Below are 15308 nucleotides of genomic sequence, written 5' to 3'. Positions count from 1 at the left end.
GCCGCCGCCGCGGCCGCCGCCTGCTCCGGGCTGCCGGCGCCGGCGCCGACGGCGCCGCGCCAAGCGGCGCGCGCGGCCTCAAGACGGGCCATCCACGCCGTTTCTCCGGCGTGACGCCGCTTGTTGTCCTCGCACAACGCTGCCTTGAGCTCGGCGCACTCCTCGTCGGTCCAGGACTTGGAATCGGTGGCGAACGCGTCGGCAAACCGCAGGACGGCCCGCTCCACGGGGCTGAAGCGGTCGGGGTGGCGGGCGTGCTCGGTCAGGATCATGAGCTTGGCGGCGAAGTCCCGATCGGCGTAGCCGTGCCGCCGCGCCGTCAATGTCCCGAGCACCGCGTGATGGGTCATCGTGTACCGCGCGCGCCGCCGTTGCCCGATCAGGTTGATGGCCAGCTCGCGGATCGGCCGCTCGATGAAGCCGGAGACCTGGACGCCGTTGCGGAAGGAGGGCTCGTCGAAGATCAGGGTCGTCGAGAAGGCGAGCTGCTGCTCGAAGATCGCAGGGATCTGCAGGAGGTAGCGGCCGAGGTTGTTCGGGAAGGCCGTCGGGGTGAGGTTGGCGCTCCAGATCCAATCGGACATGGCCTGCAGGCCCTTTGTCCAATTGACGTTGCCCAGTCCGAAGTCGGCGTCCCTCAGCGGGATGGAGCAGACGCGGGTCTCCTGCCCGTCGGACGGTCTCGCGGGTGCAAGCATGTTCGTCCTCCTTTCTCAGCCGCGCTCGATCCGGGTCTGCGTGCCGTACCGGTCGACCCAGAACGCTTCCAGTTCGGGCAATCCGAGGGCCCGGCGGCCTTCGCGCACGAGCGCCATGAGCTCCCGGACCCGCGCCGCCGCCCCATCCACCTCGCGCAGGCTCTCCGGCAGGTTGAGCACTCCGCCGTGCTCCGGGGGCGCCAGCCCGCGCACCAGCGTGCGCCTGATGACGCGATGCTGGCGCGTATCGGCGTAGGAACGCTGGTTCGACGGATCGTGGTCGACGGCGGACGCGGAGCCACGGGTCGACGCCTGATCGAGTTGCGGAATGAGGATCCAGAGCTGCTGCGCCTGGTAGCTCTCGATGGAACCCGCGACGTTCGCGGCCAGGCCGCGGTAATGGCAGTAGTCGACGAAGAAGCGCAGGTCCTCCAGGCCCAGGATGCCCCGCTGCTCGAGCCCGTCGCGCTCCAGCAGGCCGTTGATGTCGACCATGCCCTCGCTCGCCGTGTCGACCAGGCAGACGTTCGACACCTTGGACAGGATCGACGTGTCGATCATGATGGCGTTCGCCCCGCTTTCCGCGGTGACGTCCACCATCGCCTTGATGACGGAGCGGGTCGTACGGTTCGCGCCCGCGGCCACGCGCGGGAAGTAGCGGCGATGCTCGAACAGCTCGTTGGTCCGGACGTGCGTGCCATCCGAGCCGGGCGGCAGCACGCCCCGATGGATGAGGCTCGCGAGTGAGACCTGCCCCGGATCGGTAAAGAGCGGCTCGCCCGTGCGCTGGTCGCGCAGCGTGCCGATCGCGTAGGGCGCTATATCGAACGAATCCGGATCGTCCGCGGAGCTCGGATTGAACTCCCGCAGCTCCACCAGCACGCGGCGGACCGCATCGGTCCGCTTGCGCTCGTTCCACAGGTCCAAGTCCTGTGCGAACAGCACCGACATCACCTGGGCGTGGCTGAGCTGCTCCGTCCGGCGCAGCGTCAGGACCACCTCCTGCAGCACCTCGGCGACTTTCTCGACCTCCATCCCGTCGACCCCGACCTTCACGAAGCTCACGGGATGGACTCTCGTCCCCATCGACAGCGCGACGCCGATGGCCGCCTGCGCCGCCTTGCCGGCGATCTCGTAGCGCGATTTCTCGATCGCCTGCCCCGCCTGGGAGCGGCGGAACAGGAGCTGGTCCTCGCCGATGTTCGTGCTCAGCTGCACGTCGAGCCCGCGCTGGAAATCGAGCACGGCATCGCTGATGTCCATGATGTTGCGCGGGCTGATGTTGCCGAGCGCGCTCTTGGGGTCTTCGCTGTCGATGATGCGGCCGCCACCGAGGACCGCCTCCCGGGCCTCCTGCGCGTTGAACACGCTCACCAGGAGCTTTCGGTTGTGGGCGACGCGGACAAGGGAACTCATCTCGGCCTCCGCCATGTTCGGATGGGGCGGGCGCGCTGGGCATCGCGCGTCGCCGGACGCGCGCCTGGCGTCCCGGGCGCAGCGAAAATCGGCACGATGAGCGGTTCTGTTCCGAAACAAGGAAAACCGCTATACTTCGAACAAGAAGTTACAATCTTGTAACGCTTAGAAATGGGACCAGCGTCTGCGGTATTTTGAACGTGCGGCGCGCTTTTGAGTCACATCATATTCATTCCCATGTTTCTCTGCTCAATTCAACTACTTGATGCGCGGCATCGGTATATTCCGGCAATTCCAAATTGGGAGTGCGTCTTTCTGCGGCCACATCATCCGGCGGAATGATCGCCCTTTGACGAAGGGCCTCCTTCGGCATCCGGTTGGGCCGATCCGGCGCCCGCTGCAGGCGACTTGCCGCGGTTTCCCTTTCGGGCGGGCGGCACGCATAGGTCCGCAGGGTTCCGACGGTCGAGGTCGCCCGCTTCTCCCGCATCGCCGACGATCCGGGGACGCTCGAGCGCGCCGAAGTCATCCTGATTCCGCTGCGCGCTCGGGATAGCAGATGCGTCCAGAGGGGGATCACCCGCATCTTCCGCGGATGCGACCGGTGGAACGTGGGCGGATTCAAGTGGTCGATGCGCCCGACCTCGCCCCGCTGAGGTCGCGGAACTCGTCGCCACGGGGGCAATTGTGCTGGGGAGGAGCTCGCCGATGCGGATCCGAACGGACTAGAGGAGAATGTGCGCGACGTCGTGGAGGTCGCATCGGTCCTGCGCCGCGGCTCGTCCTCCGCGGAATTTCTGAGAACCGGACTTCCCGGCTTTCCGAAGGACGCCGATGACGTCGTGGTGTTCCCAAAATACCCGCATGACGGGACCAGGAGAGCCGCCCGGGGCTCTCTTGCGGTTCGGAGCGGCGGAGCTGACCCTGTCGATGAGTCCCGAGCGGGTCCGCAACGTCCAGCGGGCTCTGAACGATAACGGCAGCCATGTTGCCGTGGACGGCTGACCGGGGCGCGGAAAGCCCTGGGGGAGGATTTCCAGTGCTCTCATGGCCTAAAGTCGACTGGTCGGCTGAACGCCGAAACCCAGGCGGCGCTCAACCTGGATCAACACCGGACCGATGCCGGCGATTTTTGCAACCGGTAGGGTGGCCGCCGGCCGAGGGTGGATCGGTGGACGTGCCCGCTGCCCGCCCTCCGGCTAGCCACATGTCTCCCTCCGGCCTGACCGCTCGTGGTGATGAACGCCTAACGAGAACCGCAACGCCGCCCAGAGGGCTCGGCCGGGTCCGCTCTGCGCCAGGAACGGACATCATTACCCGGTGCTCAGCGGCAACTGGATTGATGTAGCTCAACAGGACGGAGCACACTCTTCCTAAGAGTCCCAGGAATCTCTTGGGCAGACCAGAATCCCCAAAAACTTCAAAGGCTTACGGTGAGCGGAGCATTGTAGCTCGCCCACCGTCTTAACCAATTCTAATAGCCGCATTATGGGTGCATTCTGAGTGCACCCTCGGCAATGGTGCCCCCGAACAAGCAGCCCACCCCCTTAACTTCTCCAGGCAGTTGTGCGTCTGCTGGCGCTTGACGAGTGGCATGGTTGGGGGCATAGCATCTCGAGTTGCCAAAACTCTGTGCGAAACATACTCGGGTAGGCGGGGGCTTGAGATGGTTGCGGTTTCAGTGGTTGAGTCCGTCGAGCAGCCGACGAGAGAAGAAGTTATAACTTTACAGTCTCGCAAGACCGATGAGTTGGTAGTGGCACTTGTCGGGCCTGTTGGCTCTGGTGTGAGCACTACCTCAGAAGAGTTGATCAAGGTTCTTGAAAAAGATTTCGGTTACGGCCACCACTACATTAAGGTGAGTGACATTATACGGAGCTTTGCTGGAGTTGTGGGCGAAGATGCCCCCGAAGAGGACGACGACGAGAGCGAGCGCATCAAGAAGCTTCAGAAAATCGGTAATAAGATGCGTGACAGTTTTGGCGAAGGCTATGTTGCGGAAAAGTGCGTCGAAAGGATTGCGGTGCATAGGCACCAGAACGACGGATATAAGAGCGTCGGCGGTAAGCTTGTTTCTCGTCCCCGGAGAGTTATTCACGTTATTGACTCGTTGAAGAATCCTGCCGAAGTTGACCTGCTGCGTGATGTGTATGGAGAAATATTCTGGGTGTTTGGAGTTTTCGCACCTGAAGAGGTGCGGCGTAGCAGGTTGGTAAAAGACGGCGTTAAGCTCAGCACTATTACAAGCATTTTCGAAATTGACGAAGATGAAGGTGTTTCTTCGGGGCAAAAGGTCCGAGACACCATTGAAAAGTCTGACTTCTTCATCAGGAATGACGACGTTAATAGGGAGAAGTTGGAGAAATCTATTAGGAGATTTCTAGACATTATTTTTGGGGCAAAAGTTAATACCCCAACGAGAGACGAAATTGCAATGTATACAGCGGCTTCTGCCGCTACATCGTCTGCTTGTCTTTCCAGGCAGGTGGGCGCAGCTATATATACGAAGGAAGGAGAACTGATCGGAAAGGGTGCAAATGATGTTCCTAAGCCGAAAGGTGGTCAGTATTGTTGGGAAGATCAAGGAAACGATCATCGGTGTCATAAATGGGAAGGGAGGATTTGCCACAACGATGATCGCAAAGAACTTCTTTATAAGGACATCACTAAAAAGCTAAAAGGTGCGGGGATTGTTGGTCGAGATACAGAGTATGACGCCATCAAGAAAGTATTGAAGAAAACTGACATAAAAAATCTGATCGAGTATTCCCGTGCTGTCCACGCAGAAATGGAAGCTATTATGTCTGTGGTGCGCGGTGCGAAGCACGGAATAGTTGGATCAACGCTCTATTGCACTACATTCCCTTGTCACAATTGCGCTCGTCATATAGTTGCAAGCGGCATATCGCGAGTAGTTTACATTGAGCCTTATCCGAAGAGTCTTGCAACGGTATTGCATAGCGACGCAATCTCCTTGCAGGAGGGTGATGCCAAGGGACGAGTTGAGTTCCTTCAGTACGAAGGCGTTGCACCTAGAAACATGTTGCGCCTTTTCAGCCAAGGTGCTGCTCGCAAGGAGGGGGGCAAAGCTATAGAGAGGGAACCCACCGACGCTTCGCCCGTTTCACGCTCGCCGCTTGACGGATTCCATCGCAGAGAGCAGATTGTCGTTCATCGGCTTCAGCGCGCCGAAGCTGAGACGGCGGAGAAAACGGAGGGTGCGGGCCATGACGAAGCGCAAGGATGAAAGGCAGCTTTGCTTGATGCTCGTTGTGCCTGAGAAAGATAATAGAGAACTCGATGTGCTCCGCCCAAAGGTGGAGCAGACGGTAGTGTCTCTGTGTTCTCTCCGATTTGAGCGAAGCCGTAAAGCTTTGGTCGATCAGCTACTTAGTTCCGGTTTGATGGAACTAAACGCTTGAATTGATGGCGGCTATTAGAATTGGTTTAGACGGTGGGCGAGCTACAATGTTCCGCTCACCGTAAGCCTTTGAAGTTTTCGGGGATTCTGGTCTGCCCAAGAGATTCCTGGGACTCTTAGGAATCCTGTGCTCCGTCCTGTTGAGCTACATCAATCCAGTTGCCACTGAGCACCGGGTGATGATGTCCGCTACTGGCGCAAAGCGGTCTCCAGCGATGGTCCGCATTGGATCAAAAGCCGCCGATGTTGCAAACGGAGAGCGCAACGAGAGCTGGATCGAGCGGGAGCTCAGCGGAGACCTCCTTGTCTACGCCGATCACGAGGGCTACCTGCTGCGCATTTGTCCCTCTTGTTCGCGTCTGCTGGGCTATGAGCGTGCGCTGCGTGAACGGCCCTACACCGACCTGATCCACCCCGACGACATCGGTCTGGTGCGCGGAAAGCTGGACGAGCTTTGCGACAGCGGTCGTCCCGTGCGCTTCGAGGATTGGGTTTGCGCGGCCGACCGATCGTGGCGCTGGATCGCCTCGACCCTCTCGCTCGATCCGGACGGCCGCCACCTCCACGGTGTCGGCCGTGACATCATCGCGGAGAGGGCGGCCACCGTGGCGACGGCCCTCGTCAGCCTCGCGCGCCAGCTGCGCGCGCTCGTGCCCCGTCAAGCACTCCGCCATCGTGGCTTCGGCGGCGCGCTGCCCGGTGGCAAACGTGGACGCGAAGCCGAAGACCTCGACCGAATCACGGCCGGCGCAATCACGGCCGATGCACCACACGTGGTCCCACCGGAATGGCCCCAACCGATCGCTCTCAACCGACAGGTGCCAGCCGCGCCAATCCGCGACGCGCATCCCGGCGCATCGCCGCCAGCAAAGTCTCAGCCCGTCGATCATTCAGCGCCTCCGCCCCGCAGCGTTCCGCGCGGGATTGCTCCCTTGCGCGCAACCCACCGCGGCCCGAACCGGGCCGCGGTGGGGCGCTGGCTCCGCTCGGCCTTGCGCGGGGCCAGCCATCCGAGTTCGTCGGCCATGGAGCGGCGTTCCTCCTTCGCCTAAGCCTGCAATGCGCCGCGGGCCTCGCCCGTCCGCTCGCCCCACCGACGACCGTCTGGAAGCTCCAGAGCATGAACGGCTTCGGGACATAGCCGAGCGGTTGGGTGGCTAGGGTGTGCTGACGCGGGGGGCCGTCGATGGTGGCATTCGGCGCAATCGCGCACACCTCGTGCCCAGCGAAGGCGAGAGCGGATCCGATGCTTTCCGCGATCAGGGAGTCATCCTCGACAAGCGCGACCCGCGCATCCGCCTCGGCCACGGTTTCCGGCGCGTTGAAAATGCTTGGGCGCCGCACTCTGTTTCACCGCTTCGGCGAAACGCCGTTTTCTGCAGGTGGCGGCGCTGCCGGGCCACCTCTTCAGGGCAGCACGGCTCGGCTGCGGCACCGGCGATCAGGCGGACTCCTCGCCGACGGCGGCTCCGGTGGAAACTTCCGCGTGGATATTCTCATCTGTGATGCCAGCAAGAAGCTCGTCGAGATCGTAAACTGGGGTCGGCGGCACGGGGGCGGCGGCCAGTCGGCCGTTCTCGATGCTCAGCTCGGCTTCGCTCCCATCGGTAACGTTCAGGTCCTTGGCGTACGCGTTGGTAGCCCGGCGGGCGAGGCTATTGCCCCAACGAACGAACTGCTGGCGCATGACGGACCTCCGAGAGTGACGCGGCAATGAATATACAGTGAGTGTGTGCCGCAACCAGGCCGGTTCGATTCAAGCGGGCCCCGTGGTCGGACGGGGCCGGGTACGAGCGGCTATCGAGGGTGCGGTTGAATTGCATCGCCGTGTCGACCAAATAGGCGCATTCCAACACGCCTGCGGCGTTTGGGTCATGAAGGCGGAACAATCCACGGCTGCGACCAGGCGATCGGAAGACCGGCTGGGCATCGTCGCCGCACCGGAGGGGTCGCCGTTCGCCTGGATGCGGTTGGCGCGCCGGCAGCACCTCCGGCACGCCGGCCAGTGGACAGTACCCCCCGGATCATGCAACACTTCCCTGTGAGAACGGGTGCCTTCAGGGAAGCGGCCAATGACTGATGCCCCGGAGTGGACGCCGATCACCCCGCCCTGGGTGGGCGCAGTGCTGCGCGTCGGACGCGTTGCCGGCCTCGTGTCGCCAGTCACCGCCGGCTGCTGGCTCTGGCGCGTCGACGGAATCGGGGGCTCGCCTGGATACAGCGAGGCGGAGACCGAGGCCGCGGCCCGCGCCGCCGTGGAGCGCTGCCTGCTCGACGTTGGCGTGCTGACCGCCCATCAGGCCGCGGACCTGGCGCGGTGCCGGGCACGCCAGTCGGCGGGGGACCACGACGCCTCATGACCGACGCTCCGCTCCTACTGCACTGGCTGCCGCTGGCCAGCGATCCGCCCGGACTGGGCCACGTCGTGGCAGGCTGGCGCGGGTGGCTCCTGTGGGCCTCCCCGAACGCGCTCCCGCACCCGACGTCCTGGAACTGGGACGCCAAGCCGCCGGACGACGGCGCCGCGGTCGGCGGCGATGCCCCGACGTGATTATCTCCAGGGTGCCGCCAGGGGCATCGAGGTGGCAAAGGCGGCCGCCGAGACGGCGATCCCGGGACGGATGACGACGCATGAGCTGGCGGATCTGGCGCGGCGGACCGAAGAGCTGCGGCTCAAGGCTTTCGGAAGGACAATTGTAGGGAAGGCGAGCTCGAGGAGAGCCACCGCGGTCGCAGCGACCGTCCGGAAGAGGATCGTACCGACCGCGCCGGCTGAGGGCGGGTTGGCGTTCCGAAGGCGGTGCACCCAGCGCTGCACGGTGCGGAGTTGGCCACGAAACCCACGCTCCTGGATCTCCCGCCACAGCCGGGCGGCGTTGTGGCAACCGTCACCCCAGCGTTGCCGGAGGTACACGGCGTGGAGATCGATGGCACTGCCGCGATCCCGTTGAGACCAGACCAGCAGTTCGCCGGACCATACCCACGCGCGGACTGTCTTGCGAGTGATGCCGAGCGTGCGGGCGATGCGCTTCATCGGCCAGCCTTGGCCGTGCAACGCCATCACCTCGTCAAACCGGGCCTGCCGAACGCCGTGGCGCTCCGTCATCGGCATCTCGGCCGCTGGTGCCGGGAGCGGTGCGGTCGTCGCCGACGACGCGGCAGCCGTGTCGGTTTCCATGGCGGTTTCAGCTGCCGCTTTGCTGGCCATGCGCAGGTCATGATGATGCCGGTCGAGAGCCCTGGCCAGAGCATCACCGGGATTGCGCAGAAGATGCCAGCGATCCGAGACCTGGACGGCGTTCGGAGCGCCGGCCCGAATGCCGTCGACGTAAGCGCCAGCGCGGTCGCGGGCAACGACCGCTACCCCGGGGTGGGCTTTCAATCACGCCGCCACCGTTTCCGCGTGGCGGTCGGGCAGCAGGTCGATGGGGCGGTTGCGTTCCAGATCGGCGATGATCGTGCCGTGCCGCTGACCGCGCCGCCAGGACCAGTCGTCGATGCCGATGACGCGCGGCGTCGGCATCACCGGCAGGGGAGCCGCCCGGATCAGGCGCAACAGCGTGTCGCCGCTGACCGGCATGGCCAAGCAAGCCGCCAAGCGGGCACCAGCCTCGCCGCCGGCGCTGAGGGCGATGCGCCGTTGCGCCTCCGAGAGCCGGACGGTCCGCCGAACCTTCGGCAAGGCGACGGCCGGCAGGCGTTCGGCGAAGATGCGGCGCGGACACTCGGAAGCAGCGCAGCGGAACCGGCGAACCTCGAGGTCGATTTGGCCGACCCGGCCCTGCCAAGGCAGGTCGCCGAGGCGGCGAATGTAACGACTATGAACGTGGCGCGAAGGATGCCGACACGCCGGGCAGGCCGCCGCAGCGGCGCGAGCGCGCACGGCTACAACAACGCGATTGTGGGCGACGGTGACGTGATCAACGGCGAGACCGGGCGGGAGCAGGGACAGCAGCGATTTGGACAAGGAAATCAGAGCACTCAAACGGGGATACCGTTCCCTCTATGTGCTCACTGTCGCCCATCAGTGCACTCACGCTGCACCGGGAATGCGGATGGTCCAGTTCCTGAAGACGTTTGACACGCGCCAGCTGCGCGCGCTCGTGCCCCGTCAAGCACTCCGCCATCGCGGCTTCGGCGGCGCGCTGCCCGGTGGCAAACGTGGACGCGAAGCCGAAGACCTCGACCGAATCACGGCCGGCACAATCACGGCCGATGCACCACACGTGGTCCCACCGGAATGGCCCCAACCGATCGCTCTCGACCGACAGGTGCCTGCCGCGCCAATCCGCGACGCGCATCCCGGCGCATCGCCGCCAGCGAAGTCTCAGCCCGTCGATCATCCTCCGCCTCCGTCCCACAGCGATCCGCGCGGAATTGTGCCGTTGCGCGCGACCAACCGCGGCTCGAACCGGTCTTTGGTGGGACGCCCGCGCCGTTCGGTCTCTTGCAGGATGAGCCAGTCGAGTTCGCCGGCTATGGAGCGGCCATCCTCCTTCGCCGGAGCCCGCAATGCGCTGCGGGCCTCCGGTGTGAGGTGAGCCATCGTCGCGTCGGGCTTCCCCGCCGTCATTGATCCTCCTCCAGACGATCACCGCGACCGAGGCGGCTCTCCTTGAGCTTGCCTTCGCATCCGATAATCTCCCTGACGCTCTGAAGCCGGCGTTCTTCGGTCTGCCGCGCCAGATTCGTCAACTCGTGTGCCGTCATCCGTCCCAGGATCGCCGCTTCGGCGGCCGCCTTTGCCACCTCGTCGATGCCGATGACCTCACCCTGGAGACGATCAACAACCTGCAGGTGCCCATGGCTATCGCGGCCCAACAGTGAAGCGACCCAGCCCCAGTGCAGCGGGTGCCCGCTGAGCCGATTGGCCGTCACCTGCCAGTCACCGCATGCGCCCGTATAGGACGTGCCGGAGCTCTCGACCCATTGGATGTATCCCCCGCTCATCGCGCAGTCTCCCTCCTCTCCCGCTCCCCAAGAGTAGCGCCGTCCGCTCGTTCCTTGCCGGTTTCTCAAACGGGGTCGCCTGCGCGGATGCGCTTACCTCCTCTAGCTTCCCGGAACCGCCGGCTACGAGGCGCCCCATCCCACTCCGGGTCGCCCGCCGGAGACGACCAGAGTGACAGCCGCCGGTCGCCACGAGGGGGAAGCGAGGGTATAGCGCTTGTTGGCTCTGCGTTTCCACGTGAGGACGCTCGGCCGCTGCGCCAAGACCGCTATGTGCTGAGGCGTCCGGGTGGACGCCGACCTCGGAGATCAGGCGGCACCAGCAGCAGCGTCGATCGGCGAGCGACAGCCGAGCAGTCGTGGGGGGCAGGAGCCGGCCATTTATAGTGCCGCAGCGCTATAAATGGATAAACTCGGCATAGCTTCCGGGACGCTTCCGTGCCGAAGAGCCCGTTCCGCGCAGAATGGGTCTCGGGGCAGGCCGCCGATGGAGCCCTGCGGATCAGCCTGGATTTCTGCAAAAGGCATCGCAGGGGATGAGAGCTCTGGGCAATTGTCAATCATGGGGACGGCGGATAGAAGTTGGCGCGGGTGTACGGGTTGTCGGTCTTCGGTAGATGTGGATTCTTTCTTGTCCACGCGGCCATACGCCCCGTCCGCTCCAATTCCCGCTCGCCCCACTCCCTGACCATCGTTTCAATTGCTTTTCGTCCCGCCTCACGGCGTCTGCTCGTGTCCATTCCTGTCTCCCAACTGTAAAGCCCCACGATGCCACCGGAGGAGTGCCCGGGCATCAGTGCAGTGGAGGAGAGGTCATTCGCCGGTTGTGCCATGCCTGCGAGCGATACGGATCGTTGTGGTGCACGCCAAATGGCGTTCCTTGTGCCCTCAGTGGGTGCCGCTGCGGTGACGTTTCCCGCCTCTTGCTCTCCAACGTCCAACGGCTCTCTGCGGCATCCTGAGCGGCACCATGCTGAATGGAGAAAGCCGATGCTGCCGTGCAGGGAAATGCTCGACGTCCTGCGGCCCGCTTACCGCTGCCGGCACTTCGACGGTGCCTGCCGGCGGGCCGTCTACGAGCCGGAAGCCGGGTACGTACCTCGCGGAAGTCTGGGAGCCACGGGCACGCTTGAGGAGGTCCGGCTGGTCTTGGTGATTGCGGAGCCAAGCCCTCCGGATCCCGGCGAGACCTATGCGGGGACAGGGGACGAGATCCTCGCCCAGACGTTCGCCAAAGCCTACGACAGCTACGGCAATCCCTCGTCACCGGACCATAGCGTCCATCACCGCAACGTTCGGTTCGTCATGAGCCAGGTCTGGGGGGACATACCCTTCGACGGGCAGCTTCGGCGGACGTGGATCACGCAGTCGTACCTGTGTTCGCTGCCGTCGGTAACGGGCGACACGACGCTGGGCGCCCAGAGGACGTGCGCCCACGACTATCTGGCAAAGCAACTCGCGCTTTTCCCAAACCGTGTCGTCATCGCCCTCGGGCGGAAGGCCGAGCGGCGGCTGGGGCTGATCAACTGTTCGCCCATCGCGGCGAATGCCGTCGGCAAGCCCGAGGGAGTCAAGCCGCGTGCGAGGGAGTCGTGGATCGCTGCCGCCGCGCAGGCGCGCCGAGCGTTGGCCGCCATGGCGGAACGCGCAGGGGCGTAGGTGGGGCGGTCGCGCGCTGCGTCCCATCGTGCCGACAATGCTGATCGGGTCGCCGAGCCTCCTGCGGCAGCTCCGGGCGCGTGCCTGGCCCCTCGTTGCGGATCAGAGGTTTGTGCCGTTGGCGCGCGGTGGCGAACCGGCCACGGGGCGGTTCGCGCCAGCGCCGATCATTGCGGGCGGGGCGGTTCGGAAGAGAACGGTCCGTGGCTTCGCGGGGGGCCTTCGTCGGGCATTGCCGGGGGCGCCGGGAGGTGGTCGCTGTTGGCCGTGTTCCGCGGGCCGTTCTGGCCGATGGCTGACTCGGCACCGTCCCGTTGCGCCGCCACCGTCCCTCGGGGGGACGCCGGGACGGATGGACGGGTACGCAGCGGCATCTTTTCCCTTGTTGCGGTGAGCGCCTCGGCCACCTCGGGCTTCCAGGCGGCTTCGTGCAGCGCCATGATGGCCCGGAGGATATCGCGGATGGTCTCCGCATTGCTCCGCTTCCCGTTCAGGGTCCGATCCATGGTGTCGCGCTTGAGTTTGCGACTGCTCACCATCGTGAGCGCGACGTAGAGGTCGTCGTGTGACGCGCCGGGCGGCAGGAGTTGCTGGATTGCGCCGTAGCGCTCGTCCTTTCGCATGGCCAGCACGGCATCAACGCTGGGCATGACCGGCGGCTCGGCGAGTGGTGGAGCCGCGTTGACGACCGGCACGGGCGGCGCTGCCGACGGCGTCGCGTTCGCGCGCTTGGCGATGATCCTGCGCAATGCTCCGGTCCCCATCGCGGCCAGCGCCTCCGTGGTCGGCCCCCCATCCGATGCGGCATCGGCCGCTTCGGCAAGAAGCATCGCGTGCCTGATCACGGACCGCGGGATTTCGGTGACGAGTGCCAAAGCGTACTCGGCCTCCTCCGGCGCACCGGTCGACACCGTCGGCAACAGGGCGCGGACCTGCTGGCCGAGCGCGGCGACGTCCAGCCGTGCGTCCGGCACGGCCGTCCAGGCCACCATCAGAGCCTGCAGGTCGCCCTGCGGCGCGGCGATGGAGACGTAGGCGATGGCGACCCCATGCCGGCGCAGCCGTTCCAGGCGCTCCAGCCCGGCCAGTACGTCGACCGGAGCGCGCGGATCTGCGGGGATCTGGCGGACGATGATGGGACCGTCGTGCCGCGGGGCGGCCGCCAGTTCCGCGTCGGTGGGGGCCCGTTCCAGGCAGAACGGCACGGGCCGCAGGCGGTCGAGCGCGACTGCCTCTTCGGGCGACGTTGCGACGGGCCGTCGGATCGGGGCGAAAGCTCGTGCGATACTGGCCATGCTCACGCTCCCACGGCGGAGCGTCCGATGGCCGGCGCCGGGGCCCGGGGCCCGGCGCAGGCCGGGCTCCGGACGGGCGTCGGCTGACGGACGGTCCGAGCGGTCGCCGCCGGCGCGCCCCGGCGGAGCGCCTGGGACGCCGTCCGGCGTTTTCTATCAAATTGATTAGAGAGTCCCATGTTTACCACCAAAGATTGGGTAGTTTGCTTCGGCATAGCCGGAATTTTGGATGAGGAGCGGCCCGCAAACCGTTGATTCGGCAGGGGCGGTGCGGCGTTACGGCCAAGGCTCCGCATCTGGCCATACGCGGAGCCTTGGCCGTAACCCCCCGATTTCCCGCGGCTTCCGGCCGCGCCGCACGGCGGCGGGAAGCGCGCCACGCCGGACTCCGCGCCGGCGCGGCCGCCGCAGCTCAGTGAGCCGCGACGCGCGGCTTTTCCGCGCTATGCCGGTGTGCGACGCGCCTCCAGGCCACCGTCCGCGACGGTGGGCGGCCGGGCCTCGGCGTCCGGGTGCCGGGGCTTGGCCGCGGCGGCGCCGCGGACCGCCGTCCAAGACCGGCTGTCCGGGTGGCGTCAGTTCGGCGGACACCGGCGTCATGGCGTTTCCGCGTCGGCCGCATCAGCGGCATAGGCAGCGAGGCGCGCGGCGCGGATGATGTCCAGGAGCTCCGGGGGCAGGGCGCCGCAGCGCAGCAGGGCGCGGACGCGGAAGCGCGCGAACGCACGCCGGGCGAGCCCCTTCGTCGCACGGTCGAGCGCGTCGAGCTGGCCGTTGATGCTTTCGGTCCGGTTGTTCGTGGCGACGCAGTCCTCCGCGAAGCCGGACAGGATCTGCTCGTGGTGCTTCCGGACGGTCTCCATCGGCTTGCGGAACACGCGCTCCATCTCCGGATCGCGCTCCATCCACCGCTGCAGCCGGATCAAGCGGGCCTCCGCTATGGCAGCGGTCACGCCGGGGGTGAACAGGCCGTAGACCGCCTCCTTGAAGCAATAGGCTTTGAAGAGCGACGGCATGTTTTCCCTCAGGCGGCGCAGGAGTGCCCGGTGGGCCGGCTTCAGCCTGTCCGCCCGCATGGTGAAGATGCGGTTCAGCGGGGGCAGCTTGCCGCGCGCTCGTCCTCTGGCGAGCCGCCGGCGTTCGGCGTGCCCGGCGTCGAGGAAGCCGCGCGCGGCGTGCAGCAGGCATCGCACGATGCGGGGTTGCGAAAGCCCCCGGTAGGCCCTCCGGATGCCGGACTCGAAGCCGGGAGCGAAGTCGCAGACGAAGACCTCGATGTCCTGCCACCCGGGGAGGCTCCGGATGAAGGCGGCGACCGATGCCGTGTCCTCCGTTCCCTTCGCGCACCACAGCAGCCGGCGGCGTTCGAGGTCGGCGGCCACCAGATGGTGGGTATTCCCCAACTTCTTGCCATCGAGGCCGACGACCCGGGCCGGAGGCAGCAGGCCGTGCGCCATGGCGTGCTGCACGTCCTGGCCGATGCGGTCGATCAGGGTGGTCACCGTCTCGTGCTGAACGCCGGTGCGGCGGAGGAGATCCGCCACCGTGCCACCGCGCAGCTCCTCCTCCAGATGGCGGGCAAGACCCGGTGTGACCGGCACCCCGGGCTCGATCCACGTGCATCCGGGCGCGATCCAGGCGGTCTTCGGATCGATCGTGTGGCCGCACATGGGGCACACCCAAGCGCGGAATTCGACGGTCAGCCGCACGGGAACGGAGCCCTGCGGGCAGTCCCACACCGTCTTGCGCCGCGCTCCACCCCGCGGTTCCAGGTCTCCGCGCCGGCAAGCCGGGCAGCGCGGGTCAGGCGGCCGGTGGGATTCGGTGCGGTGGATCTCCGCCGCCTCGGGCCGGCCGCGGTCGGAGCCG

At 65.7% G+C, this 15308-nt stretch carries 15 protein-coding genes and 1 pseudogene; 5 read left to right on the top strand and 11 right to left on the bottom strand.

Annotated elements, in window-relative coordinates:
- Together H0B54_RS25930 and H0B54_RS25925 are read right to left on the bottom strand one after the other, a co-directional pair.
- Window positions 1–698, bottom strand: a 698-nt coding sequence (locus tag H0B54_RS25930; RefSeq protein ID WP_188262725.1) for a carboxymuconolactone decarboxylase family protein, incomplete at its 3' end; no start/stop codon positions are given.
- A 15-nt stretch (window positions 699–713) separates the two neighbouring features.
- Entirely contained in the window at window positions 714–2114 is a 1401-nt protein-coding gene (locus tag H0B54_RS25925) for a (5-formylfuran-3-yl)methyl phosphate synthase (RefSeq protein WP_188262724.1), read from the bottom strand.
- Between the two features lie 1666 nt (window positions 2115–3780).
- Here H0B54_RS25925 and H0B54_RS25915 point away from each other — a divergent pair.
- Window positions 3781–5361, top strand: a complete 1581-nt coding sequence (locus H0B54_RS25915; RefSeq protein WP_188262722.1) for an anti-phage dCTP deaminase — start codon at window positions 3781–3783, stop codon at window positions 5359–5361.
- 389 nt (window positions 5362–5750) lie between these two features.
- Complete coding sequence (locus tag H0B54_RS25910) at window positions 5751–6587, top strand: PAS domain-containing protein (RefSeq protein WP_211109557.1); 837 nt, start codon at window positions 5751–5753, stop codon at window positions 6585–6587.
- Between the two features lie 389 nt (window positions 6588–6976).
- On the opposite strand, the gene H0B54_RS30045 is transcribed toward H0B54_RS25910, so the two are convergent.
- On the bottom strand, window positions 6977–7222 hold the full coding sequence (locus tag H0B54_RS30045) for an AbrB/MazE/SpoVT family DNA-binding domain-containing protein (RefSeq protein ID WP_188262720.1): 246 nt from the start codon (window positions 7220–7222) through the stop codon (window positions 6977–6979).
- Window positions 7223–7607: 385 nt separating this feature from the next.
- Between H0B54_RS30045 and H0B54_RS25900 the strand changes: the two genes are divergently transcribed.
- Entirely contained in the window at window positions 7608–7895 is a 288-nt protein-coding gene (locus H0B54_RS25900; protein WP_188262719.1) for a hypothetical protein, read from the top strand.
- On the top strand, window positions 7892–8086 hold the full coding sequence (locus H0B54_RS25895) for a hypothetical protein (RefSeq protein WP_188262718.1): 195 nt from the start codon (window positions 7892–7894) through the stop codon (window positions 8084–8086). Before H0B54_RS25900 ends, H0B54_RS25895 begins: the two co-directional genes overlap by 4 nt.
- Here the strand turns inward: H0B54_RS25895 and H0B54_RS30575 are convergent, their stop codons facing one another.
- From H0B54_RS30575 to H0B54_RS25875, 6 genes and pseudogenes are all read right to left on the bottom strand, one after another.
- A complete protein-coding gene (locus H0B54_RS30575; RefSeq protein WP_425490088.1) occupies window positions 8087–8917 on the bottom strand; it encodes a terminase gpP N-terminus-related DNA-binding protein in 831 nt (276 codons plus the stop codon).
- Window positions 8918–9217, bottom strand: coding sequence for a hypothetical protein (locus H0B54_RS30570; RefSeq protein ID WP_425490089.1), 300 nt, complete (start codon window positions 9215–9217; stop codon window positions 8918–8920).
- A 60-nt stretch (window positions 9218–9277) separates the two neighbouring features.
- Window positions 9278–9418, bottom strand: a pseudogene (locus tag H0B54_RS30565) (transposase family protein); the annotation flags it as partial.
- Between the two features lie 37 nt (window positions 9419–9455).
- Window positions 9456–9878, bottom strand: coding sequence for a hypothetical protein (locus H0B54_RS25885; RefSeq protein ID WP_188262728.1), 423 nt, complete (start codon window positions 9876–9878; stop codon window positions 9456–9458).
- Window positions 9875–10108 carry a hypothetical protein gene (locus H0B54_RS25880; RefSeq protein WP_188262717.1) on the bottom strand — a complete coding sequence of 78 codons (234 nt, stop codon included), beginning with the start codon at window positions 10106–10108 and terminating at the stop codon, window positions 9875–9877. Before H0B54_RS25880 ends, H0B54_RS25885 begins: the two co-directional genes overlap by 4 nt.
- Complete coding sequence (locus H0B54_RS25875; RefSeq protein ID WP_188262716.1) at window positions 10105–10485, bottom strand: hypothetical protein; 381 nt, start codon at window positions 10483–10485, stop codon at window positions 10105–10107. The genes H0B54_RS25880 and H0B54_RS25875 overlap by 4 nt, the downstream gene beginning before the upstream one ends.
- Before the next feature lie 1008 nt (window positions 10486–11493).
- Here H0B54_RS25875 and H0B54_RS25870 point away from each other — a divergent pair.
- The gene (locus H0B54_RS25870) at window positions 11494–12144 is read left to right on the top strand and encodes a hypothetical protein (RefSeq protein WP_188262715.1); all 651 of its coding nucleotides are present in this window, start codon (window positions 11494–11496) and stop codon (window positions 12142–12144) included.
- Between the two features lie 167 nt (window positions 12145–12311).
- Here the strand turns inward: H0B54_RS25870 and H0B54_RS25865 are convergent, their stop codons facing one another.
- A complete protein-coding gene (locus H0B54_RS25865) occupies window positions 12312–13439 on the bottom strand; it encodes a hypothetical protein (RefSeq protein WP_188262714.1) in 1128 nt (375 codons plus the stop codon).
- A 596-nt stretch (window positions 13440–14035) separates the two neighbouring features.
- A complete protein-coding gene (locus tag H0B54_RS25860) occupies window positions 14036–15148 on the bottom strand; it encodes a transposase (protein ID WP_188262713.1) in 1113 nt (370 codons plus the stop codon).
- Window positions 15149–15308 lie beyond the last annotated feature (160 nt).

Origin of the sequence: Azospirillum tabaci, assembly GCF_014596085.1 — a bacterium.
GTDB classification, from domain to species: Bacteria; Pseudomonadota; Alphaproteobacteria; order Azospirillales; family Azospirillaceae; genus Azospirillum; species Azospirillum tabaci.
Note: the sequence above shows the minus strand (reverse complement) of the source record. Positions and strands in the feature narration are given on the sequence as shown.

Bases quoted from the DNA above. Each gene is read 5' to 3' on its own strand.
- H0B54_RS25865 (WP_188262714.1), bottom strand. From the start codon at position 13,439: ATGGCCAGTATCGCACGAGCTTTCGCCCCGATCCGACGGCCCGTCGCA.
- H0B54_RS25900 (WP_188262719.1), top strand. From the start codon at position 7,608: ATGACTGATGCCCCGGAGTGGACGCCGATCACCCCGCCCTGGGTGGGC.
- H0B54_RS30045 (WP_188262720.1), bottom strand. From the start codon at position 7,222: ATGCGCCAGCAGTTCGTTCGTTGGGGCAATAGCCTCGCCCGCCGGGCT.
- H0B54_RS25875 (WP_188262716.1), bottom strand. From the start codon at position 10,485: ATGAGCGGGGGATACATCCAATGGGTCGAGAGCTCCGGCACGTCCTAT.
- H0B54_RS25910 (WP_211109557.1), top strand. From the start codon at position 5,751: ATGGTCCGCATTGGATCAAAAGCCGCCGATGTTGCAAACGGAGAGCGC.
- H0B54_RS25895 (WP_188262718.1), top strand. From the start codon at position 7,892: ATGACCGACGCTCCGCTCCTACTGCACTGGCTGCCGCTGGCCAGCGAT.
- H0B54_RS25870 (WP_188262715.1), top strand. From the start codon at position 11,494: ATGCTCGACGTCCTGCGGCCCGCTTACCGCTGCCGGCACTTCGACGGT.
- H0B54_RS25880 (WP_188262717.1), bottom strand. From the start codon at position 10,108: ATGACGGCGGGGAAGCCCGACGCGACGATGGCTCACCTCACACCGGAG.
- H0B54_RS25915 (WP_188262722.1), top strand. From the start codon at position 3,781: ATGGTTGCGGTTTCAGTGGTTGAGTCCGTCGAGCAGCCGACGAGAGAA.
- H0B54_RS25925 (WP_188262724.1), bottom strand. From the start codon at position 2,114: ATGAGTTCCCTTGTCCGCGTCGCCCACAACCGAAAGCTCCTGGTGAGC.
- H0B54_RS25885 (WP_188262728.1), bottom strand. From the start codon at position 9,878: ATGATCGACGGGCTGAGACTTCGCTGGCGGCGATGCGCCGGGATGCGC.